Source organism: Loktanella sp. M215 (assembly GCF_021735925.1).
Classification (GTDB): Bacteria; Pseudomonadota; Alphaproteobacteria; order Rhodobacterales; family Rhodobacteraceae; genus Loktanella.
Genome location: NZ_WMEA01000001.1, coordinates 1,076,236 through 1,098,854, shown reverse-complemented (window position 1 = coordinate 1,098,854; position 22,619 = coordinate 1,076,236). Strand labels below are relative to the sequence as shown.

Here is a 22,619-nt window from a genome sequence, read left to right as displayed (position 1 = left end):
TTGGGCCTGCATTCAACTCTGGAAACAGGACGCACGCCCGTCAACGGCGATCGTGGCAGCCCCGTCCATGATGCCCGCCGCCCGCCGGCGCTGCCACGCGGTCGGATTGGCAGCGTCGCGCCCCTTGGGATCCGGCAGCACCATCGCAAGCCGAGCGGCTTGCACGCCGCTCAGGCTCCGGGCATCGACGCCGAAATAATGCTGCGCCGCCGCCTGCACGCCAAAGACGCCGGTATCGAATTCAGCGACATTCATGTAAAGTTCCAGGATACGCCGCTTGCTCCACAAGAATTCGGTCAGCGGCGTCCAGACTGCTTCCAGTGCCTTGCGGACCCAGTTTCGCCCCTGCCAGAGGTAGACATTCTTGACCACCTGCTGAGAGATGGTCGATGCCCCGCGATCGCCGCCCGCTGCCAGCGCCGCCCGGATCGCGCCGATATCAAGCCCCCAATGCAGGCAGAAATTCGCATCCTCGGCCGCGACGACGGATCGCGCCATGACCGGTGCGATATCGTCCATCGCCACCCAGTCCTGCGTGACGCCCCCCAGCCTGTGGCCCTCGGTCAGCATGTAGGGCGTCGTCGGCGGGTTCACGAGTTTGTAAAGCAGTGTCACCAGCACCACGAGCCCGATCACGCCCAGCACCGCCTGCCGCAGCCTGCGCCGGATCAACCGGCCGGTCAGGCGCGGCGCGGGTGTGTCGGACTTTGCGGATTTGCGGGTTTTCGCCATGGCCCCATAAGTCACGCCACACGACCCATGGTCAAGATTGCCGGAACGAAAACACCCCGCAGCGACGGGCGCTGCGGGGTGTCACATGGTCATCGTGCCACTATCATTCCGCCGGGATGGCCTGATCCTCGATGCTCAGCGGCGCCTTGAGGTGGATCAGCATCTCCTTCGGGCAGACCTGGATGAAATTCTGCCGCTCGGTTTCCCAATGCTGCAGGATGTCCTGCGCCTTGCGACTTGCGGTTTCCGTGGCATGACGCTCGATCAGCGTCATCAACTGGTTTTCCCAATGCGGCACCGTGACCGGACAGGTCACCAGCGTTTCCATGTTGATCAACTCTGCCGCAGTGCCATCCGGATCATAAAGGTACGCCATGCCCCCGGTCATGCCCGCGCCAAAGTTCGCACCGATGCTGCCAAGGATGACCGCCACACCGCCGGTCATGTATTCGCAGCCGTTGGTGCCGCAGCCTTCGATCACCACATGCGCGCCAGAGTTGCGCACGCCAAAGCGTTCGCCAGCGCGACCCGAGGCAAAGAGGAACCCCTTTGTCGCACCGTAAAGCACCGTGTTGCCGATGATCGTGTTTTCAGAGGCCACCAGCGGGCTTTGCATCTGCGGACGCACGACGATCGTCCCGCCCGACAGACCCTTGCCGACATAGTCGTTGGCATCGCCAGAGACTTCCAGTTTCAGCCCGTGGACGAGGAACGCGCCCAGCGACTGACCGGCCGACCCGCGCAGCTTGACCGTCAGATGGTCGTCCTGCAGGTCGTTGTTCATCCCGAACCGGCTGACAATGTGGCTCGACGTTCGCGTGCCGATGGTGCGCAGCGTGTTCTGCACCGCGTATTCCAGCTGCATCTTCTCGCCGTCCTTCAGGAAGCGTTCGGCGTCCTTCACGATTTCGACGTCCAGCGTGTCCAGCACGACATTGCGCGGCTGCGCGCGGTCGTACTTGATCTTGGACGCGCCATCGACGGTGATCAGCAGCGGGTTCAGGTCCAGATCGTCGAGGTGGGCAGAGCCGCGCGAGACCTGCGTCAGCAGATCGGCCCGACCAATGACCTCCTGGATCGACCGCGCGCCGATGGACGCGAGGATTTCCCGCACTTCGGTCGCGTAGAAGGTAATCAGGTTCACGACCTTGTCTGCGTTGCCCACGAACTTTTCGCGCAACGCCGGGTCCTGCGTGCAGACGCCCACCGGGCAGGTGTTCGACTGGCACTGACGGACCATGATGCAGCCCATGGCGATCAGGGCGGCGGTGCCGATGCCGTATTCCTCGGCCCCCATCATCGCGGCCATGACGATGTCACGACCCGTGCGCAGACCACCGTCGGTCCGCAGGATCACGCGTTCGCGCAGCTTGTTCATCGCCAGAACCTGATGCGCCTCGGTCAGACCCATTTCCCACGGCAGACCCGCGTATTTGATGGACGTAGCAGGCGAGGCCCCGGTGCCGCCGTTGTGGCCCGAGATCAGGATGACGTCGGCCTTGGCCTTGGCCACACCCGCGGCAATCGTGCCGACGCCGCTGGAGGCCACGAGCTTCACCGTGACCTTGGCGCGCGGGTTGATCTGCTTGAGGTCGTAGATCAGCTGCGCGAGGTCTTCGATCGAGTAGATGTCGTGGTGCGGCGGCGGAGAGATCAGCGTGACCCCCTTGGTCGAATGCCGCAGCCGGGCGATCAGGTCGGTGACCTTCATGCCGGGCAACTGGCCACCCTCGCCGGGCTTGGCACCTTGGGCGACCTTGATCTCAAGCTCTTCACAGGCGTTCAGATATTCCGCCGTGACGCCGAAACGCCCCGATGCAACCTGCTTGATCTTGGCGGACGGGTTGTCGCCGTTCGCCTCTGGCAGGAAGTGCGCGGGGTCTTCGCCGCCCTCACCGCTGTCAGACTTTGCGCCGATCCGGTTCATGGCGACGTTCAGCGTCTTGTGCGCCTCGGGCGACAGGGCGCCCAGAGACATGCCCGGCGTCACGAACCGCTTGCGGATCGAAGTGATGCTCTCGACTTCCTCGATGGGAATGGCCTTTCCCATCGGCTTGATCGCCAGCAGGTCGCGCAGGTGGATCGGCGGGTTCGACTGCATCGCCTTGGAGAATTGCTGCCACATCGCATAGGAAGACTTGGCGCAGGCCGCCTGCAGCATGTGCATCGTCTGCGCTTCCCAGGCGTGCTTTTCACCCGAACGCCGCGCCTTGTAGAAGCCGCCGATGGGCAGGACCTGATCGGTCTGACGCCAGCCGTGGGCGTGCACCTCTTCCAGCTTGGCCTGAATACCGCTGATGCCGATGCCGGAAATCCGCGACTGCATGCCAGGGAAGTATTCGGCGACCATGGCGCGGGACAGGCCGACCGCCTCGAAGTTCAGACCACCGCGATAGGACGACAGGACCGAAATGCCCATCTTGGACATGATCTTGAGCAGACCGGCGTCGATGGCGGCGCGGTAACGGCCCACGGCTTCGGTCAGGGTTCCGTCCACAAGGCCACGGTTCAGACGGTCCGCGATGCTGTCCTGTGCCAGATAGGCGTTCACCGTGGTCGCACCGCAGCCGATCAGGACCGCGAAGTAATGCGGATCCATACATTCGGCAGAGCGCACGTTGACGGAACAGAAGGTCCGCAAACCGTTCCGGGTCAGACCCGAATGGACAGCGCTGGTGGCCAGGATCATCGGCATCGCGACACGGGATTCGGACTGGTGCTGATCGGTCAGCACCAGATGCCCGGCGCCGGACCGGACGGCGTCCTCTGCCTCTGACCGGATGCGTTCAAGGGCATGGGCCAGTGCATGATCGCCGGGGGCAAAGGTACAGTCGATGATCGCGACGCTTTCACCGAAATGCTTCACCATCTCGTCGAACTCGGCGTTCGCGACAAAGGGGCTTTCCAGAACGAGGATCTCGGTCTGGCTGCTGTCTTCGTCCAGCACGTTCTTGAGGTTGCCGAACCGCGTCTTGAGGCTCATCACCCGGCTTTCGCGCAGGCTGTCGATCGGCGGGTTCGTGACCTGGCTGAAGTTCTGGCGGAAGAAGTGCGACAGCGGGCGGAAGGTCGTGGACAGCACCGCAGAGGGCGTATCGTCGCCCATCGAGGCGATCATTTCCTTACCGTCCTCGGCCATCGGGGCCAGCACCTGCTCCAGCTCTTCGATGCTATAGCCGGCAGCGCGCTGGCGGCGACGCAGGACTTCGCCTTCGAACAGCGCCTGTTCCGGCACGTTCTTCAGCAAGTCGGACAGTTCGACGACCTTTTCGACCCAGTCGCCGAAGGGCTGGCCGACTGCCAGTTTGTTCTTCAGTTCGGTGTCGTGGTAAAGCCGCCCTTCGGTCATGTCGACGGCGATCATCTGCCCCGGACCCAGCGCACCCTTTTCGACGACGGTGGATTCGTCCACCGGGACCATCCCGGCTTCTGACCCGGCGACCAGCAGGCCGTCACCGGTCACGACATAGCGCAGCGGGCGCAGGCCGTTACGGTCAAGCCCGCCGCAGACCCAGCGGCCGTCGGTCATGGCAAGGGCGGCGGGGCCGTCCCAGGGTTCCATGACGGCGTTGCAGTATCCGTACATGTCCTGCCAGCTTTGCGGCATTTCGGCCTGCTGCTTGGACCACGCTTCCGGCACCATCATCGTCTTGGCCATCGGCGCGGTGCGGCCGGCACGCACCAGCACCTCGAACACGGAATCGAGTGCGGCAGAGTCGGAGGCCCCCGACGGGATGATCGGCTTGATGTCTCCCGCCGCTTCTCCGAACGCCGAGGAGGCCATGCGAATCTCGTGGCTGCGCATCCAGTTGATGTTGCCCTTCAGCGTGTTGATCTCGCCATTGTGGGCCAGCATGCGGAAGGGCTGGGCCAGCGACCACTGGGGGAAGGTGTTGGTGGAATAGCGCTGGTGGTAGATCGCAAAAGCGGACTCGAACCGCTGGTCCATCAGGTCGGGGTAGAAGACGGCGACCTGTTCGGCCAGCATCATGCCCTTGTAGATGATCGACCGGGTGGACATCGAACAGATGTAGAAGCCCGCGACGCCCGCGGCCGTCACGGCCTTCTCGATCCGGCGGCGGATGATGTAGAGTTCGCGCTCGAACTGCTCCTCGTCCATCTCACCTTCGCAGCGGATCAGGATCTGCTCGATCTCGGGCCGGGTCGCGTTGGCCTTTTCACCCAGCACGTCGATATTCACGGGCACATGGCGCCAGCCATAGATCCAGTGCCCCATGCGCAGCACTTCGGATTCCACGATCGTGCGGCAGCGTTCCTGTGCGGCAAAATCCGTGCGCGGCAGAAAGATCTGGCCGACGGCGATGCGTTCGCCTTCGGCGTGTTCGTGACCCGTCCGGCGGATCTGGTCGTGAAAGAACGCCTGCGGGATCTGGACGTGGATGCCGGCACCGTCGCCCGTCTTGCCGTCGGCATCGACAGCACCGCGGTGCCAGATCGCCTTCAGCGCATTGATGCCCTTTTCGACGACGTCGCGCGACGCCTCGCCCTTGATCGACACGACAAGGCCGACCCCGCAGGAGGAATGTTCATCCTCGTCCCGGTACAGGCTGTTTTCGGCCATCCACTTGCGCTTGGCTTCTTCGGCGGCGACCCAGGTTTCATCATAGGTTGTCATCGGAAATCTCCTTGGGTGTCACGGACGGTGCGGACGACAGGATCGCGCCGCAGTCAAATTTCGGGTTGGCGGACAGAAAGCCGGGCTCGCCCGGATAGATGAACTGCACCGGGCGGTCGTCCTTGTCGAACGGCCCTTCCGGCACGGTCACGGTGCCTGTGCCGCCGATGAACATGCGGTCCTTGGCGTTGACGAACTCGTTGCCCTTTGACGACCAGAGCGTGCTGCCGTCGGCACCGAACGCGGTGATATTGTATTCCGTCTGCTGCAGCGCCACGTCGTCGATGGTCACGATCTGCCCGGTCAGGCGGTCCTCGCCGACATAGCGGGTCGTGCCGATCTCGTCCGACAGGGTCTGGAAATCATAGCTGTCGGATCCGGTTTTCAGCAGCGCGCCGAGGGACGCGGGATCCTTGGGATTGTCCTCCAGCCGCTCGCGGTGGTTGGTGAAGGGATAGAAGCTGGACAGCCATTGGGCATCTTCATCGGTGCTGCCCAGATAGGTCAGCCCGTCTTCGGACAGGCTGACCCGGCGCTTCACGCCCTCGGGGTCAGCGGCACAGGTGAAGTGATGTTCGACCGAACAGCTGTGGCTTTGGATCGTCAGAAAGGCGGTGCAGCCCTGCGGCAACGCAAAGCTGTCGGCCGCTGCCGCCTGCGATCCGATCAGCGACAGGACGACCAGCGCCCCGCGCATCATTCCGCCGCCACCGCATCGGACTGGGACAGATAATCGAGGATCGCCGTCGCGCAATCGCGCCCGTCCTTGATCGCCCAGACCACGAGGCTGGCCCCGCGCACGATGTCGCCGGCCGCAAAGACGCCGTCCAGCGTGGTCTTGCCCGTGGTGAAGTCGGCCTTGACCGTGCCCCAACGCGTGACCTCCAGCCCCTCGACACCCCAAAGCGTCGGCAAATCCTCTGGCTCGAACCCCAGCGCCTTGACGACAAGGTCAGCCTCTTCGACGTAATGGGCGCCGTCGATCAGCTCTGGGCTGCGGCGACCGGTGGCATCGGGCTGGCCCAGACGCATCTTGTCGACGACGACGCCGCGCAGCGGGCCGGTGATGGCGCGGGTGTCGTTCAGGTTGGCCGCGTCATCCACGAACATCTTCGGCGCGGACAGCCAGACGAATTCGACACCCTCTTCCTCGGCATTCTGCACCTCGCGCTGCGATCCCGGCATGTTGGCGCGGTCGCGGCGATAAAGGCATTTCACGGACGTCGCGCCCTGACGGATCGCGGTGCGCACACAGTCCATCGCCGTATCGCCGCCGCCAATCACGACGACCTTCTTGCCCGCGGCATTCAGCTCGCCAGAGGTGAACTCGGCCACATCGTCACCAAAGCTGACGCGGTTGCTGGCGGTCAGATAGTCGATGGCGTTGACGATGCCGTCAGCGTCAGACCCATGGTTGTCCAGATCGCGCGTCTTGTAGACGCCTGTGGCGATCAGGACCGCATCGTGCTTGCCGCGGATCGCGTCGAATGACAGATCCTCGCCCACATTGCAGTTCATCACGAACTCGACGCCGCCGTCTTCCAGCTGCGCCATGCGCTGCATGACGATGTCCTTTTCCAGCTTGAAGCCGGGGATGCCGTAGGTCAGCAGACCGCCGCCGCGGTCGTAGCGATCATAGACCGTAACCTGCACGCCCTGACGGCGCAACATGTCGGCCGCCGCAAGACCACCCGGACCGGCACCGATGATGCCGACGCTTTCTGTGCGCTCCGCATAGGGGCGGATCGGCTTGACCCAGCCCTCCTCGAACGCGGTATCGGTGATGTATTTCTCGACCGACCCGATGGTCACGGTGCCGTGGCCGGATTGTTCGATGACGCAGTTGCCTTCGCACAGACGGTCCTGCGGGCAGATGCGGCCGCAGATCTCTGGGAAAGTATTCGTGGCCTGGCTGATCTCGTAGGCTTCCTGAAGCCGCCCTTCCGCCGTCAGGCGGAGCCAGTCGGGAATGTTGTTCTGGAGGGGGCAATGGCTCTGGCAATAGGGCACGCCGCATTGGCTGCAGCGGCTCGCCTGTTCTTCGGCCTTGGCGGTCGCATATTCGGCGTAGATTTCATGAAAATCCTCGCGCCGCAGGTTCGGCGGCCGCTTTTCCGGCATGTCCCGGCTGACGGTCGTGAACTTCAGCATTTTCTGGCCGGCCATTGTCTTCTCCATCCTCGCGTTGCCGACGTTTTACGGCGGGTCAAAGAGAATGAAAAGGCAGCAATACTGACCTATATACCGGAAAATCGCAGTCCACCTGACTTACCAGGGCGAAATCTAGCCCAAATAGGTCAGCACGAGTTACCTATTTGGTCAGAGACCCATGGAAAGTGCGACGAATGCGACAGAGCCGACGATGATTCGCCACCAGCCGAACGGCGCGTAGCCATGGCGGCTGACGAACCCCAGCAGCCAGCGCACGACCAGCACGGCGCTGATGAACGCGCAGATCAGGCCGATCGCGATCTCGTTCACGGCGCTGGCGTCAAGGACATCACGGTTCTTGTAGATGTCATAGGCAAAAGCACCCGCCATCGTCGGCAGTGACAGGAAAAAGCTGAATTCCGCGGCAGCGCGCTTGCTGGCGCCCATCATCAAGGCACCGACGATGGTCGCACCGGAGCGTGAGACGCCGGGGATCATCGCCAGACACTGAATGAATCCGATGACCAGCGACATGCCCATCGGGAAGGCAGTGGCGTCGTCGTGACGTTCCGGTGGGGCGATCCGTTCGACGAACAGCAGCACGATGCCACCCAGCACCAGCATGACGGCGATCAGGCGGGGCGTCTCGAACAGGACGTTCTTGATGAAATCATGGGCCAGCACGCCGATCACGACGGCTGGCAGAAAGGCGATCAGCACGGACAGGATGAACCGCCGCGCGGCGGGATCGCGGGGCGCGTCACGAAAGACCTGCCACAGCTTGCCAAAATAGACGGTCAGCAGCGCCAGAACGGCGCCCAGTTGGATCACGACCTCGAAGGTCTTGCCGGCGCTTTCGAACCCCAGAAAATGACCGGCCAGCAAAAGGTGACCCGTCGACGAGACGGGAATGAATTCCGTCAGCCCCTCGATCAATCCCAAAAGTGCGGAGATGAGGGTGGTGTGGGTATCCATGACGTTATGACTTCTTCAGATTCTTGGCGCTGTTCTTGATCGCCGTGTATTGTCCCGATGGTCGGAACCGCCACAGGTAATCCGGCAGGACAGAGTCGATCGACGTCGGCGTCACGCCCAGATCGCGCAGTCCGCGCGCGCCATCCGACACGACATTGTCGACGCCCAGGTTACGCACCTGATCGGTGGTCAGCGGCGGCGTCACGAGGCCGAGCGTCACGGTCTTGAGCAGGCCAAAGCCGCCAGCCATGAGACGCGCGATGGGAAAGGGGATGTTCGCCACGATGCGTTTGCGCTGCACGACGGCCAGCATTCTGTGCATCAGGTCACGGAAGGTCGCCACATCGGGACCGCCCAGTTCATAGACACCCTGTGCCGTGTGATCGTCCAATGCAGCCACAGCCGCCGCGGCGACGTCATCGACATAGACGGGCTGGAACAGCGTGTCGGCGCCGACAACCGGCAGCACCGGCCCCATGCGCGACATACCGGCAAAGCGGTTGAAGAATTCGTCTTCCGGCCCGAAAACGACCGAGGGGCGCAGGATCACGGCACCCGGCATCTGTTCGATCACGGCAGCCTCGCCGGCGGCCTTCGTGCGGGCATAGGCGCTGGCGGACTCGCTGTCGGCGCCGATGGCTGAAATCTGGATCATGCGCGTCACGGCCTCTTCACGCGCGATGCGGGCGATGCGCCCGGGTGCTTCGGCCTGAACGGCCTTGAAGGTATTCTTGCCGGACTCGGCCAACACGCCCACGCAGTTGATCACGGCATCGACGCCGCGGGTCACGCTGCGGACGCTGTCGTCATTGCGGATGTTGCAGAACACGGGTTCGACCTGACCCACGGCGCCATAGGTCCGGACAAAACCCGCCTCTTCCGGCGAGCGGCAGGCGACGCGGATGCGCCAGCCGTCCTGCGCCAGACGTCGCGTGATATACCGCCCGACAAAACCGGAACCGCCGAAGATGGTGACAAGCTTGGACATGAGAGGCCTCTTTCGCTGCTGATCGGGGTTTAGACCTCACCCCTGTGCCAGACAAGCCGAAACACCCTTTCGCATTGCGCGACGAAATATCGATGTTGCGTGAAATTCGCGTTGACACTCCTCTTGGCCACCTCTAAATCGCCCTTCACGACACCTGCCCAGGTGGCGGAATGGTAGACGCGCTAGCTTCAGGTGCTAGTGTTCGCAAGGACGTGGAGGTTCGAGTCCTCTCCTGGGCACCAAAGCAAAGCGAAAAAGCCCAGCAATGCTGGGTTTTTTGCTTTTTTACTGAGCTTTCGTCTCGAAACTGCTCCACAAGTCACCCGACGCTTGTCGCCGCGCCCCAGTCGCAAGCTACCGAAGAGTTCAGCTCATCGATTTCCGCGCTGAAGCCATCGGACCGATCTCAGCTTCAACCCTGATTTGGGGGATGGAGCAGATGAACGAGACATTGGGAAGGCTGGAAGCCGCAAGAAGAGTGATGGTGCGCATCGTGCAAGCAAGGGAGGACAGGGCGAAGTTCGTGCCGATCGTCCTCGAAATCGAGAGACAGATTGCGGCCCAAACAGACCTCAGTGAGCTGCTGCCGGTTTTGTGGACACGAAGATAAGATCGTGACCATTGAACTGGAGAGTGGATATGACGAGACGGAAGTTTAGCCGCGAGTTCAAGATCGAGGCGGTAAGGCTGGTGACCGAGCGAGGCGTTGCGGTCGCTCAGGCGTGCCGGGACCTGGATCTTGCGGAGAGCGTGGCTCGCGTCGCTGGATGCGGGAATTGATGGGAGCGCCTGTTGCGGCGTTTCCCGGCAATGGCTTGCAACGCGCAGAATTGGCCGAGATTGCGACCCTGAAGAGAGAGGTCGCCAAGCTCAAGGCGGAGCGTGACATCCTAAAAAAAGGCGGCAGCTTACTTCGCGCGGGAAGCGACATGACGTTCGCTTACGTGGCAAAGCATCGGCACATTTGGCCGGTCAGCTGGATGTGCGCGGTGCTGGGCGTCTCCCGATCCGGCTTTCATGCCTGGCTCAGAAGGCCGATAAGCGAACGCGCGGCTCAGGATGCAAAGCTCGTCCAGTCGATCGACAAGAGCTTCAAGGCCAGCGATCGCACCTATGGCGCCCGCCGGGTCTGGCGTGACGTTCTGGAAGAAGGTCTCGCATGTGGACTGCACCGGATCGAACGCTTGATGCGGCTAAATGCAATGAGAGCGCGGCCCAAACGCCGCGGGAACCCGAAGGATGACGGCGAGCGGTCGGTCATCGCCGACAACATCCTTGACCGCGACTTCACAGCAGACCGGCCGAACCAGAAGTGGCTTGCCGACTTCACCTACATCTGGACCGCAGAGGGCTGGCTCTACGTGGCGGTCGTGCTGGACCTGTTCTCCAGGGTTCGCCATTGTGCTTGAACCAATGGCGCATCAATGGCTCACCGTCGGCTGGTCCATGAAGGCGGAACGGGATGCTTCACTGGTCATGGATGCGCTGATCCCTCTCATGGTTTGCCAGTCATTCCACCGGAATGACCTGCAAACCACTGCCGGGCAGCGGATGGCCGTCTGGCGGCGCGGAAAGGCTGACGCGCTGCTCCATCACTCAGACCAAGGATCGCAATATACCAGTGAGCAGTTTCAGCGCCTGCTGCTGGACAACGGCATCATTTGCCGGGTGAGCCGTGCAGGCAATGTGTGGGACAACTCAGCAATGGAGAGCTTCTTCTCGTCGCTGAAGATCGAACGGACAGCCCGCAAGGTCTACCGCACCCGTGACGCGGCACGCGCCGACGTGTTCGACTACATCGAGCGCTTTTACAATCCGAGGCGACGGCATTCGAAGCTGGGCTATCTCAGCCCTATGGCGTTCGAGGACCGAGCTATGCAAACCTAACCCGGTGTCCACGAAACCGGCAGCAGCTCATCGAGGCGAATATCCTCCGCCGGTAGGTCATAAATCTCCGATGCCCTGCACCCACACACAGCTGCGACGATTGCAATATCGGAGGCCTCTTGATTGAAGGGTTCCAAGATCCTTCCGCCGACCAATTGGTTTCTGATCCAGTTTTCCGGCAGCGGCAGCTTCGAGCGCTCGCTGTCGGCAGAATCATATGCATTCTTCGACACGCTCATCCCCCTGAAGGGGTTGACTCGCTTGCTCACGGGTATGCGGATGTCCTCAAAGTGGGCGTCGATCATCTGTCTGACATAGCGGATTTGCTTGTTCGCGTAGTTAGGCGTGACGTCTTCACGGGCCCGCTTTTTCCAGAACTCCCAGTAGTCTGTGGCATCCTGCTCTGAGATCGTCATGATCGTCCGCTCTCCGATCTCCGCGGCGAAATCCGTTGCCGCCCGCAGAAAGTTCCCGCACCACTCCCGGCGTTGGCGCGGGTTCTTAGCTCGGATCTCTGCTGCCTTCAGTTCTGACATTCGCTCTGCCATCTCTGCCAGAGTGTGGTCCGGGCGATCGACCGCTCCAAGGATTGCGTGCACGGCGGGGGATGCAGGATCGACGTTGGCAATCTTTTTCGATTCGGCGAAGCAATTCGTCGATCTCGCCAGTGAGTAAGTCAGTCATCGGGCTAAATGACATGCCCCATGATCGCAGCAGCTCCGTCGACGTATCGAAGACGGCGCGGACGTCGGCCTTCTGAGCCGCACGCGCGGCATCCCATTCGACCCGAAGGGCGAGACGAGCATTGGCGCACTTTGCCTGGGCCTCATGAAGATCACTCGTATTGAGCGACCGAAAGACCTCGTTGCGCGGCTCGACGTCAGCATATGCGGCCGGGACGCGGATTCGGATGTAGTAGACGTTGCCTCGCAGCTTGAGACCTGGGGTATTGTTCTTCTTTGGCATCTGGACTGCCCCACATGGTGCTCCACAACGGAGCGTTTCTCAGGAACCCCGCCCTGAAGAGGGAGGGGCGGTTTGTTCCGAGAAATTGGGAGCTTATGAGCCCGGACGGAAAAACCTTGCTGTCCGGATGCTTGCGTCTACTGGGCACCAAAAATGACACGACAAAAAGTCCCTGAAAACTTCGGTTTTCGGGGCTTTTTGTTTTCATGCGTCCTGCTTTGTGGAAACGGCGCGGGCGTGACAACTGACAAATATTCCAATAGGCGCAGCCAGAGATATGCGAGAAGGTTACAGCGTTGCATTGCGGCTTATCCGACCGTTCGCAATCCGCCTAAAATTTACCGTTTGATAAAAAATGAACCTGTGGCAGGCTGCTGGTGATGAATGCACCGGAGTTCGCCCATGACATCGCCCACCGCCCCCGGAATTGCCGCAGGCCGCCTGACCGCTGACCAGATTGCCGCCGGTTTCACAGACCTGCACAGCCCCCTTGACGACCACGAGGTTCTGGTCGCCGCTGATCGCTGCTATTTCTGCTACGATGCGCCCTGTGTGACGGCCTGCCCGACGTCGATCGATATTCCACTGTTCATCCGGCAGATCACGACCGGCACATCCGAGGCCGCGGCGCGCACGATCTTTGAGAGCAACATCCTTGGCGGCATGTGCGCCCGTGTCTGCCCGACCGAGGATTTGTGCGAGGGCGCCTGCGTGCGCGAGGCGGCAGAGGGCAAGCCTGTGGAGATCGGTCGCCTGCAGCGCCACGCCACGGATACGCTGATGGCACGACAGGGGCATCCGTTCACCCGCGCGCCAGAGACGGGCAAGCGCGTCGCCGTCGTGGGCGCTGGTCCCGCCGGCTTGTCCTGTGCGCACCGTCTGGCGATGCTGGGGCACGCCGTGACTCTTTATGACGCGCGGCCGAAGCCCGGCGGCCTGAATGAATACGGTATTGCCGCCTATAAATCGACCGACGGTTTTGCCGCGCGAGAGGTCGAGTGGCTGTTGGGCATTGGCGGGATCGATCTTGAGACAGGCAAGGCACTTGGCAGCGATCTGAGCCTCGACGATCTGGCGACGGCTTTCGACGCGGTGTTTCTTGGCGTCGGTCTGGGGGGCGTCAATGCCCTGGGGATCGCGGGCGACGATCGTGACGGCGTGGCCAACGCGGTCAGCTTCATCGCGGACCTGCGGCAGAGCGCGGATCTGACCACCCTTCCCGTCGGGCGCAATGTTGTCGTCATCGGTGGCGGCATGACGGCCGTGGACGCGGCAGTGCAGTCGAAACTGCTGGGGGCCGAGAATGTCACCATCGCCTATCGGCGTGGACGCGATGCGATGGGGGCCAGCCGGTACGAACAAGATCTGGCGGCCAGCCACGGTGTGCGGCTGATGTTCAACGTGCAGCCGCACGGCGTCCATGACGGCGGGATCGATCTGGAATACACTGCTGGCGACGGCAGCGGCCTGAAGGGGACCGGAGAGACGGTGACCCTGCCCGCCGATCAGGTCTTTCGCGCCATCGGCCAGACCCTGACGACCGACGGCGGCCTGACCGTCGAGGGGCGCAAGATCAAGGTGACCGGTGCCGGACGCACGACGCGCGATGGCGTCTGGGCCGGTGGCGATTGTGCGCTGGGCGGCGATGACCTGACGGTGACAGCCGTCGCGGAAGGACGAGATGCCGCGATGGATATCCATGCGGTGCTGACCGGTGCCTGAACTGCCCGAAGCGGACGCCGCCCGGCGGCGCATCGCGGACACCTGCCTGCACCGCACGATCGCGGGCTTCACGCTGGGCGAGGTCACCCATGTCGATCTTCCGTCAGAGGCAGAGCGGGCGCGGCTGATCGGCACGCAGTTCAGCCAGACCCGGCGGCACGGCAAATACATCTTTGCCGGATCGAAGGATGGCCCGTGGATGCATATCCATCTTGGCATGTCGGGCTCCTTGCGCGTCTACGACGACGGCGACACGCCGCCGGACTACGCCCGGCTAACGGTGGTGTTCGAGGGCGACCGGCGGCTGACCTTTCGCGATCCGCGTAAGTTCGGGCACGTGAAGATTGTCGAGGACGTCGATGACTTCATCGCCGCAAAGGGCCTTGGCCCCGATGCCATGCAGATCGGCGACAATGCCTTTGCCCAAGTGATCGGGGGCACACGTGGGGCCGTGAAGTCCGCACTGCTGGATCAGGGCAAGCTGGCGGGCGTCGGCAACCTGTGGTCGGACGAGGCACTGTATCGCACCGGGATCATGCCCGACACAAAGGCGTCCGACCTCGGGTCGGATCGCATCGCCCATCTGCACCGTGCGGTGCAGGACATCATGGGTCACGTCATGGAAAAGAATGCCGATTACAGCCAGTTGCCGCGCGACTGGCTGATCCACAACCGCGAGGCGGGCGCCGGTTGCCCCCGCTGCGGTGGAACCATCACCAAGAAAACCGTGGGTGGGCGCACTGCGTATCACTGCCCCGATCATCAGACAGCCTGAAAGGACACGCCATGGCCGACCTGACCACCGACTTTCTGGGCATTCGCAGCCCGAATCCCTTCTGGCTCGCCTCTGCCCCGCCAACGGACAAGGAATACAACGTGCGCCGCGCCTTCGAGGCGGGATGGGGCGGCGTGGTGTGGAAGACGCTTGGGTCCGAAGGGCCGCCCGTCGTGAACGTCAACGGCCCGCGCTATGGTGCGATCTACGGCGCTGACCGGCGGATGCTGGGTCTGAACAATATCGAACTGATCACCGACCGCCCGTTGGAGGTGAACCTGGAGGAGATGGCGCGCGTCAAGGCCGACTACCCCGACCGCGCCCTGATCGCGTCGATCATGGTGCCCTGCGAGGAGCAGGCTTGGCGTGACATCCTGCCCCGTGTGCAGGAGACGAACGCCGACGGGATCGAGCTGAACTTCGGTTGCCCGCACGGCATGGCCGAGCGCGGCATGGGGTCTGCCGTGGGACAGGTGCCCGAATACATCGAAATGGTCGTGCGCTGGTGCAAGACATACTATGACCGCCCGGTCATCGTGAAGCTGACGCCGAACATCACCGACATCCGCAAGCCCGCGCAGGCGGCGCGAAATGGCGGGGCCGATGCGGTCAGCCTGATCAACACGATCAACTCCATCACCTCCGTCAATCTGGACGCGATGTCGCCGGAACCTATGATCGACGGCAAGGGCACGCACGGCGGCTATTGCGGCCCGGCGGTGAAGCCCATCGCGATGAACATGGTGGCCGAGATCGCCCGCGATCCGGCGACGCGCGGGATGCCGATTTCGGGCATCGGCGGTGTCACGACATGGCGCGACGCGGCAGAGTTCATGGCCTTGGGCTGTGGCAACGTGCAGGTCTGCACCGCCGTGATGACCTACGGGTTCAAGATCGTGGCCGAGATGAAATCGGGCCTGTCCCAGTGGATGGACGAAAAGGGTTACGCCTCGACCGCCGACTTCGTGGGCAAGGCGGTGCCGAACGTGACGGATTGGCAGTATCTGAACCTGAACTACGTCGCCAAGGCCAAGATCGATCAGGACAAGTGCATCTCTTGCGGGCGCTGCTATGCGGCTTGCGAGGATACGTCCCATCAGGCGATTGCCATGTCCGCTGACCGGACATTCACGGTGATCGACGCGGAATGCGTGGCCTGCAACCTTTGTGTCGATGTCTGCCCGGTGGCGGACTGCATTTCGATGGAGCAGGTGCCAGCAGGTCAGACGGACCCCCGCACCGGCAAGGTTGTCGCGGACGGCTATGCCAACTGGACGACGCACCCCAACAATCCCGGTGCCGTCGCCGCCGAATGACAGACCGCCGGCACCCCGAACCGGGGGGCCGGCGCCACCGCGTTAGTGACTTTCCTTGAAGGCGGCCTTGGCCTCGGGCGTCGCCTCGGTCTGATGCAGCGCCTGCCAGTCGGCAAAGGGCATGCCATAGAAGGCCTCGCGGCCTTCATCCTTCGACATCTCGATGCCACGCGCGTTTGCGGCCTCTTGATACCAGCGGGACAGGCAGTTGCGGCAGAAACCGGCCATGTTCATCAGGTCGATGTTCTGCACATCGGGACGGTCGGCCAGCAGGTGCTGCTGCAGGCGGCGAAAGGCGGCGGCCTCAAGTTCGATCCGGGTTTGGTCATCCATCGTGATACTCCTTCAAAGTCCGCTATCGGCCAGAACCCGTTGCAGGATCGGGGCCAGACGTGTGGCCCACGCGGCCTGACCGGCGGGGGTTGCGATCAGATCGTGGCGCACCTCGATCAGAAGATTGGGGCGGCCATGTTGCAGGGCGTGCCGGTCGATGCTGTCGCCCGGCAGGTGCCCGGTGTAGGGCTGATTGTCGCCCGTCGTCCAGCCCTGCGCACGGCAGGCGGCGATGAATGGCCCCGCCAGTCTGTCGTCGGCAGCATAAAGGATGCCAATCTCCCACGGGCGGGGCGGGCGGCCTTTCAGTTGCGGGGTGAAACTGTGGATGGCGCAGATCACAGGGTCCGCACGCTGGTCCGCCAGCGCGGCGATGGCGCGGTGATAGGGACGATGCAGCAGTTGCAGACGGCGAGTCAGGTCGGCGTCATCGGCGCGGGCGTTGGCCGGAATGACCGTCCCGTCATAAAGCTTCATCAGAAGGGTCGGATCCTGTTCGCCGCGGTTCGGGTCGATCACGAGGCGCGAAAACCGCGATGCGGCAACCGGCGCATCCAACGCGGCCCCCAGCCCCTGCGCCACACCCAAGGCGCCGATATCATAGGCGATATGGCGCTGCATCTCTGCCGCAGGCAAGCCGAGGTCGCCGCCGTTGACCCAGTCGGGCACGATGTTGGTGGCGTGATCGCAGGTGATCAGCCACCGGCCGGGGCGGTCTGCGCCGCTGATTTCATAGGCATTGTCGGTCATGGAACCCGTCATTCTTTCTTCTGGGCATTTAGGCTAGTTGTGACAGGAATGGAATTGGGCAATAAGGTCCGTGACAGCGTCGTTACCGCTAACACCCACCTATTCCGCAGCGAAAAGGGACAGAACTCCGATGAAACGCAATCGCCACGTCAAGATCGTCGCCACCCTCGGCCCGGCTTCGAATACATACGAGATGATCCGGAAGCTGCACGAGGCCGGCGCCGATGTGTTTCGCCTGAACATGTCCCACGGCAGCCACGAAGAGATTCGTGTGCGCCACGCGATGATCCGCCAGGTCGAGGAAGACCTGGGCAGCCCGATCTGCATTCTGGCTGACCTGCAGGGACCGAAGCTGCGCGTCGGTGTGTTCAAGAATGGCGAGGAAGATCTGGTTGTCGGTGCGTCCTTCCGCCTCGACCTGAAGGACGAAGAGGGTGATGCGACCCGCGTGAAGCTGCCGCACAAGGAAATCTTCGACGCGCTGGAGCCGGGCGCCCACCTGCTGGTGAACGACGGCAAGATCAAGCTGCGCGTCAAGGAGTGTGGCGCTGATTTCGCCGATTGCGAGGTTATCGTCGGCGGCGTGATTTCCAACCGCAAGGGCGTGAACGTGCCGGACGTGGTGCTGCCGCTGGCGGCCCTGTCGGACAAGGACCGCAAGGATCTGGAATTCGTGTGCGAGCTGGGTGTGGACTGGCTTGCGCTGTCGTTCGTCCAGCGCGCCGCTGACGTCACCGAGGCGCGCGAGCTGGCCAAGGGCCGGGCCGCCATCCTGTCCAAGATCGAGAAGCCGAACGCGGTAAAGGTCTTTGACGAAATCCTCGCGGTTAGCGACGGCATCATGGTGGCGCGCGGCGATCTGGGCGTCGAATTGCCGGTGCAGAACGTGCCGCCGATTCAAAAGCAACTGGTCCGCAAGTGCCGCGCCGCCGCAAAGCCGGTGATCGTGGCGACCCAGATGCTGGAATCGATGATCGAATCGCCGATGCCGACCCGTGCCGAAGTGTCGGACGTGGCGACCGCCATCTATGAAGGCGCCGATGCGATCATGCTGTCCGCCGAATCCGCCGCCGGGTCTTTCCCGATCGAGGCGGTGCAGACCATGGACAACGTGGCAAAAGAGGTCGAAGCCGACCCGACCTATACCGAGATCATCGAGAGCAGCCGCCGCGCCGCCCGCACCACGGTTGCCGACGGCATCGTCGCGGCCGCCCGCGAGATTGCCGAGACGGCGGACATCAAGGCCATCGTCTGCTTTTCGCAACGGGGCACGACGGCATTGCTGGTGGCACGCGAACGGCCCCGCGTGCCGATCCTGGCGCTGACAAACGAAATGCGGACCGCGCGCCGGTTGTGCCTGACCTGGGGCACGAACTGCGTGATGACGGGCGCGGTAGACCGGTTCAAGGATGCGGTGATCGCCGCGGTGCGCGCCGCAAAGGCAGAAGGCATGGCCACAGAAGACGACATGATCGTGGTGACCGCCGGCGTGCCCTTCAATACCCCCGGCTCAACCAACATTCTGCGTGTAGCGCCTTGCGCAGAAAGGTTGATTTACGCCTCTGATTCTGAATAAAGTTGCGACAGAGCATGCCACGAGGGTAAAAACATGGACACCGACCTGATCTTCATCGTCGGTGTCGTGATTTGTGTGCTGGCGATTCCCGCCATCCTGAGCGCCTTCATGGATGGGCGCGCGCCGCGCGCGCCCTCTCTGATCGTGCTGATCGGCGCGCTGATGATCGGCTACGCGGTGCGGGAACGGCCGATGTCCTACACCCTTGACGCTGTGCCGGACGTTTTCATGCGTGTCGTCGCCGGCTTTACCCGCTGACAGCTTGCCATTCCTGCGACCGGGGTCTATACGGCCCGCTCAACCCGCGCGTCCGGCCAATATGGCATGCCGAGTCGTGCGTTCACCGCTACCCCAGAGGAGACGGAAATGCCGAAGATGAAGACGAAATCGAGCTGCAAAAAGCGGTTCAGCATGACAGCCAGTGGCAAGGTCAAGGCAGGTCAGGCCGGCAAGCGCCACGGCATGATCAAGCGCACTACCAAATTCATTCGTGACGCACGCGGCACGACCCTTTTGTCAGCTCCTGATGCGAAGATCATCAAGAGCATGATGCCCTACGCACGATAAGGAGAATTTGATATGCGCGTTAAAGGTGGAACCGTCACGCACCGTCGGCACAAGAAAGTTCTCGACGCTGCCAAGGGTTATTTCGACCGTCGCTCCAAGACCTTCAAGGTCGCCAAGCAGGCCGTCGACAAGGCAAACCAGTATGCAACCCGCGACCGGCACGTCCGCAAGCGGAACTTCCGCAGCCTGTGGATCCAGCGGATCAACGCCGGTGTGCGTTCCGTGGACGAGGCGATGACCTATTCCCGCTTCATCAACGGCCTGTCGCTGGCCGGCATCGAAGTGGACCGCAAGGTTCTGGCCGATCTGGCCGTGCACGAACCCGACGCTTTTGCGGCGATCGTGAACAAGGCCAAGGACGCCCTGGCCGCCTGATCGGACCCGAAGACTTTTGCAAAGGCCGTCCTTCGGGGCGGCCTTTGTCGTTTCAGTGCCCCGCCCTTGCGGCGCAGGGGTGGAACGCCTATTCACCAGACAACTTTTGACGCGGGCGCGGAGCGGTGCGATGGATGATCTCAAGCAGAAATACCTGGGCCTGATCGCGGGCGCCTCTGACGAGGCCGCGATCGAGGATCTACGCGTGCAGGCCCTCGGCAAGAAGGGCGAGATTTCCCTTCAGATGCGCGAGTTGGGCAAGATGACGCCCGAGGAACGGCAGACGGCCGGCCCCGCACTCAATGCCTTGAAGGACGAGATCAACTCGGCCCTTGTCGCCAAGAAGACCGCCCTTGGCGATGCCGCACTGGACGCGCGCCTGCGCGACGAATGGCTGGACGTCACGCTGCCCGCACGCGGCCGCCCGGCGGGCACGATCCATCCGATCAGCCAGGTCACAGAGGAGGTCACCGCGATCTTTGCCGACATGGGCTTTGCCGTGGCCGAAGGGCCGCAGGTGGAAAGCGACTGGTACAACTTTGACGCGCTGAACATCCCCGGCCACCACCCGGCCCGGGCCGAGATGGACACCTTCTATATGAAGCGGGCGGCAGGCGATGACCGCCCCCCCGCCGTATTGCGCACACACACGTCCCCCGTGCAGATCCGCAGCATGGAAGCGTCCGGCGCGCCGATCCGCATCATCTGCCCCGGCCGTGTCTACCGCGCCGACTACGACCAGACCCATACGCCGATGTTCCACCAGATCGAGGGTCTGGCGATCGACAAAAACATCAGCATGGCGAACCTGAAGTGGGTGCTGGAGGAGTTCGTCAAAAGCTATTTCGAAGTCGATAACGTCGACATCCGGTTCCGTGCGTCACACTTCCCCTTCACCGAACCTTCGGCAGAGGTGGATATCCGCTGTTCATGGGAAGGCGGCACGTTGAAGGTCGGCGAAGGTGACGACTGGTTGGAGATTCTGGGCAGCGGCATGGTGCATCCCAAGGTTTTGCAAGCCGCGAAGGTCGATCCGACCGAGTGGCAAGGCTTCGCCTTCGGCATGGGCATCGACCGCATCGCGATGCTGAAATACGGCATCCCCGACCTGCGCGCCTTCTTCGATAGCGACCTACGCTGGCTGCGGCATTACGGCTTTCGTGCGCTGGATGTGCCAACGTTGCGGGGTGGGTTGAGCAGGTGATTTGGTTTGGAGGCTTAGTACTAACAATTATTGGATTTATATTTGGCAGGGTTTTCAATCAGTCAGAAATTATTCTCGCTGAGAAACGTAGGACATACGAAGCCCTACTAAACAATTACCCTAAGCCAATCGAGGTGTATTTAATTGATTCTGATGATCAGGCGATTGAGCGCCGTGAAAAGATGTCGTCTGTCCACGGCGCATTTCTGCTTTTTGCTGCACCGAAAGTCGCACAAGCCACAGCAATTTATCTGAATATCTACGAGGATGTTGATCGAAAGCTAGGACCTGATTCCGCTGTATTGCATCCAGAATACAAAAGAGTGTCACAAGCTCATACAGATTTAATCTTGGAGATGAGAAGAGACTGCCTTGCTTGGTCAGCCTTCGGTTACAATGGGAAATCAAGAATCGAGATTCCAAAAGAAGTTTTAGCGTCGGAACCCAAGAAATGACAGCCAAAGACGACGACTACGACGCCATCGTGGACCTGAACGACCTCTACCCCGGGGCCGGGACGTTCAAATTCGGCAACACCAAGGCCGAGTGTCAGGCGCAGATCGAACTGGTCCGCAAAGGTCTGAAATCGGCGAATTGTGCGCCCTACCGCGACATAAAGGACGACCCAGACGCCATGCCCGTCGTGGGTCGCTGCGATATCGCGGCGAATTGGGGTGGGTCGCCCGCTCTTGTGGTCCGCACGACCCGCGTCGAACACGTCAAATTCTGCGACGTGACCGAGGCCATGGCCGAGGCCGAAAGCAGCACCTATACGCTGCAAGGCTGGCTGACCTCGAAGGAGGCCTATTTCAAGCGCAACGGCGGCTGGTCCGACGACATGCCGCTGGTCTTCGAATTCTTCGAACTGGTCGAGGATCTGGACGGGCGCAGCCTGTAATCCGCGCCTTACCGGCGGACAAGGTTCAGATTGAACCCCCCGGCGCTGACCGTGATCTGCGCCAAGGCACCCGCCTGATAGATCGCCGTCATGGACAGCGATTTGAAGTTGAACGGCGACAAATGGCCTTTGCCCGCGATGACGCGGTAGGACATGTCGCAGGTCACCGTCTCTCCGGTCGTGTCCATGGCGGTCGTTGCCATCTGCACGACGCGGCGCCCATCGTACATCGTCAGGGGGTTGGGGCAGGTCTTGCCGTTGGCCAAGACACCGAAAGCCTCTGCCGTGGTCAACGTCCCGGCCGGCACCTTCGAGATGTCCGACAGGACCGTCATTTCATCCGCCGGCGTCACGGTCACGGCGGTGACCTGAGTGCCCTCACGGGTCACGGCGATGTCGCGGGTCTTGCTGCCACGGTTGACGCCCAGATATTCGATCGTGTCGCCCTTGGCGCGAGTCACGGCCTCGAACGTGCCATCGGCCACGCCGAGGGGCGTGTTGTCGAGGCGCGACAACAGGTGAACGTCCTTGCCGCTGCCGTCGAACGCGAGGGTGCCCAACTGGCGATTGCCCAGCATCATGGCAAAGTTCTGCTGGGCCGCGAGCGCGGGACCGGCAAGCAGGGTGGCGAGGGCAGCAATCAGCGGCAGGCGAAGCATCTGTGTCATCCATGTAAACGGAGAAGTTGCCGCAACATACGCCAAGGCCGGTGGGTATGCGATATCACATCGTCGCGGCCGGCCGTTCTTGTCCGACGTACGGCACACG

The 22,619-nt window shown here is 62.3% G+C and carries 22 protein-coding genes, 1 tRNA gene and 1 pseudogene; 13 read left to right on the top strand and 11 right to left on the bottom strand.

The window, feature by feature from the left end; all coding sequences use genetic code 11:
• Window positions 1–12 precede the first annotated feature (12 nt).
• The 6 genes from mtgA to GLR48_RS05250 all read right to left on the bottom strand — a co-directional run bounded on the left by mtgA (window position 13) and on the right by GLR48_RS05250 (window position 9,482).
• Window positions 13–732: a monofunctional biosynthetic peptidoglycan transglycosylase gene (mtgA, locus tag GLR48_RS05275; protein WP_237059372.1), complete on the bottom strand. Its 720-nt coding sequence runs from the start codon at window positions 730–732 to the stop codon at window positions 13–15.
• Between the two features lie 103 nt (window positions 733–835).
• Window positions 836–5,368 carry a glutamate synthase large subunit gene (gltB, locus tag GLR48_RS05270; RefSeq protein WP_237059370.1) on the bottom strand — a complete coding sequence of 1,511 codons (4,533 nt, stop codon included), beginning with the start codon at window positions 5,366–5,368 and terminating at the stop codon, window positions 836–838.
• Window positions 5,355–6,068 (bottom strand): hypothetical protein, encoded by a 714-nt coding sequence (locus tag GLR48_RS05265; protein WP_237059368.1) that lies wholly within the window; start codon window positions 6,066–6,068, stop codon window positions 5,355–5,357. Before GLR48_RS05265 ends, gltB begins: the two co-directional genes overlap by 14 nt.
• Complete coding sequence (locus GLR48_RS05260) at window positions 6,065–7,534, bottom strand: NAD(P)-dependent oxidoreductase (RefSeq protein WP_237059365.1); 1,470 nt, start codon at window positions 7,532–7,534, stop codon at window positions 6,065–6,067. Before GLR48_RS05260 ends, GLR48_RS05265 begins: the two co-directional genes overlap by 4 nt.
• A 153-nt stretch (window positions 7,535–7,687) precedes the next feature.
• Window positions 7,688–8,494, bottom strand: coding sequence for an undecaprenyl-diphosphate phosphatase (locus GLR48_RS05255; RefSeq protein WP_237059364.1), 807 nt, complete (start codon window positions 8,492–8,494; stop codon window positions 7,688–7,690).
• Window positions 8,495–8,498: 4 nt separating this feature from the next.
• A complete protein-coding gene (locus GLR48_RS05250; RefSeq protein WP_237059363.1) occupies window positions 8,499–9,482 on the bottom strand; it encodes a complex I NDUFA9 subunit family protein in 984 nt (327 codons plus the stop codon).
• Between the two features lie 156 nt (window positions 9,483–9,638).
• Here GLR48_RS05250 and GLR48_RS05245 point away from each other — a divergent pair.
• The 3 genes and pseudogenes from GLR48_RS05245 (at window position 9,639) to GLR48_RS05235 (ending at window position 11,369) form a co-directional block, all read left to right on the top strand.
• A tRNA-Leu gene (locus GLR48_RS05245) sits at window positions 9,639–9,724 on the top strand.
• A gap of 197 nt (window positions 9,725–9,921) precedes the next feature.
• Complete coding sequence (locus GLR48_RS05240) at window positions 9,922–10,092, top strand: hypothetical protein (protein WP_237059362.1); 171 nt, start codon at window positions 9,922–9,924, stop codon at window positions 10,090–10,092.
• Window positions 10,093–10,121: 29 nt separating this feature from the next.
• A pseudogene (locus GLR48_RS05235) lies at window positions 10,122–11,369 on the top strand (IS3 family transposase).
• Here GLR48_RS05235 and GLR48_RS05230 read toward each other — a convergent pair.
• Window positions 11,366–11,905, bottom strand: coding sequence for a hypothetical protein (locus GLR48_RS05230; RefSeq protein WP_237059361.1), 540 nt, complete (start codon window positions 11,903–11,905; stop codon window positions 11,366–11,368). The pseudogene GLR48_RS05235 and the gene GLR48_RS05230 sit on opposite strands and share 4 nt — an antisense overlap.
• On the bottom strand, window positions 11,871–12,335 hold the full coding sequence (locus tag GLR48_RS26030) for a DUF6538 domain-containing protein (protein WP_442915759.1): 465 nt from the start codon (window positions 12,333–12,335) through the stop codon (window positions 11,871–11,873). Before GLR48_RS26030 ends, GLR48_RS05230 begins: the two co-directional genes overlap by 35 nt.
• Before the next feature lie 402 nt (window positions 12,336–12,737).
• On the opposite strand from GLR48_RS26030, the gene GLR48_RS05225 reads away from it, so the two are divergent.
• From GLR48_RS05225 to preA, 3 genes are read left to right on the top strand one after another with little or no spacing between them, the layout of a single operon-like run.
• Window positions 12,738–14,057 carry an NAD(P)-dependent oxidoreductase gene (locus GLR48_RS05225; RefSeq protein ID WP_237059360.1) on the top strand — a complete coding sequence of 440 codons (1,320 nt, stop codon included), beginning with the start codon at window positions 12,738–12,740 and terminating at the stop codon, window positions 14,055–14,057.
• Window positions 14,050–14,832 (top strand): Fpg/Nei family DNA glycosylase, encoded by a 783-nt coding sequence (locus tag GLR48_RS05220; protein WP_237059359.1) that lies wholly within the window; start codon window positions 14,050–14,052, stop codon window positions 14,830–14,832. Before GLR48_RS05225 ends, GLR48_RS05220 begins: the two co-directional genes overlap by 8 nt.
• 11 nt (window positions 14,833–14,843) lie before the next feature.
• Window positions 14,844–16,148 (top strand): NAD-dependent dihydropyrimidine dehydrogenase subunit PreA, encoded by a 1,305-nt coding sequence (gene preA / locus GLR48_RS05215; protein WP_237059358.1) that lies wholly within the window; start codon window positions 14,844–14,846, stop codon window positions 16,146–16,148.
• 42 nt (window positions 16,149–16,190) lie between these two features.
• On the opposite strand, the gene GLR48_RS05210 is transcribed toward preA, so the two are convergent.
• Both GLR48_RS05210 and GLR48_RS05205 read right to left on the bottom strand, forming a co-directional pair.
• Window positions 16,191–16,481 carry a DUF1244 domain-containing protein gene (locus tag GLR48_RS05210; protein WP_237059356.1) on the bottom strand — a complete coding sequence of 97 codons (291 nt, stop codon included), beginning with the start codon at window positions 16,479–16,481 and terminating at the stop codon, window positions 16,191–16,193.
• A gap of 12 nt (window positions 16,482–16,493) precedes the next feature.
• On the bottom strand, window positions 16,494–17,231 hold the full coding sequence (locus GLR48_RS05205) for an N-formylglutamate amidohydrolase (RefSeq protein WP_237059354.1): 738 nt from the start codon (window positions 17,229–17,231) through the stop codon (window positions 16,494–16,496).
• 130 nt (window positions 17,232–17,361) lie between these two features.
• On the opposite strand from GLR48_RS05205, the gene pyk reads away from it, so the two are divergent.
• The 7 genes from pyk to GLR48_RS05170 all read left to right on the top strand — a co-directional run bounded on the left by pyk (window position 17,362) and on the right by GLR48_RS05170 (window position 21,851).
• On the top strand, window positions 17,362–18,807 hold the full coding sequence (pyk, locus tag GLR48_RS05200) for a pyruvate kinase (RefSeq protein ID WP_237059352.1): 1,446 nt from the start codon (window positions 17,362–17,364) through the stop codon (window positions 18,805–18,807).
• 33 nt (window positions 18,808–18,840) lie between these two features.
• Window positions 18,841–19,065, top strand: a complete 225-nt coding sequence (locus tag GLR48_RS05195; RefSeq protein ID WP_237059343.1) for a hypothetical protein — start codon at window positions 18,841–18,843, stop codon at window positions 19,063–19,065.
• 108 nt (window positions 19,066–19,173) lie between these two features.
• Window positions 19,174–19,374, top strand: a complete 201-nt coding sequence (rpmI, locus tag GLR48_RS05190) for a 50S ribosomal protein L35 (RefSeq protein ID WP_090188508.1) — start codon at window positions 19,174–19,176, stop codon at window positions 19,372–19,374.
• Window positions 19,375–19,386: 12 nt separating this feature from the next.
• On the top strand, window positions 19,387–19,749 hold the full coding sequence (rplT, locus tag GLR48_RS05185) for a 50S ribosomal protein L20 (RefSeq protein WP_072856922.1): 363 nt from the start codon (window positions 19,387–19,389) through the stop codon (window positions 19,747–19,749).
• A 130-nt stretch (window positions 19,750–19,879) separates the two neighbouring features.
• Window positions 19,880–20,953, top strand: a complete 1,074-nt coding sequence (gene pheS, locus GLR48_RS05180; protein ID WP_237059341.1) for a phenylalanine--tRNA ligase subunit alpha — start codon at window positions 19,880–19,882, stop codon at window positions 20,951–20,953.
• Window positions 20,950–21,408: a hypothetical protein gene (locus tag GLR48_RS05175; protein ID WP_237059339.1), complete on the top strand. Its 459-nt coding sequence runs from the start codon at window positions 20,950–20,952 to the stop codon at window positions 21,406–21,408. The genes pheS and GLR48_RS05175 overlap by 4 nt, the downstream gene beginning before the upstream one ends.
• Window positions 21,405–21,851 carry an ASCH domain-containing protein gene (locus GLR48_RS05170; RefSeq protein WP_237059337.1) on the top strand — a complete coding sequence of 149 codons (447 nt, stop codon included), beginning with the start codon at window positions 21,405–21,407 and terminating at the stop codon, window positions 21,849–21,851. Before GLR48_RS05175 ends, GLR48_RS05170 begins: the two co-directional genes overlap by 4 nt.
• 8 nt (window positions 21,852–21,859) lie before the next feature.
• On the opposite strand, the gene GLR48_RS05165 is transcribed toward GLR48_RS05170, so the two are convergent.
• The gene (locus GLR48_RS05165) at window positions 21,860–22,510 is read right to left on the bottom strand and encodes a hypothetical protein (protein ID WP_237059335.1); all 651 of its coding nucleotides are present in this window, start codon (window positions 22,508–22,510) and stop codon (window positions 21,860–21,862) included.
• Window positions 22,511–22,619: the final 109 nt, after the last annotated feature.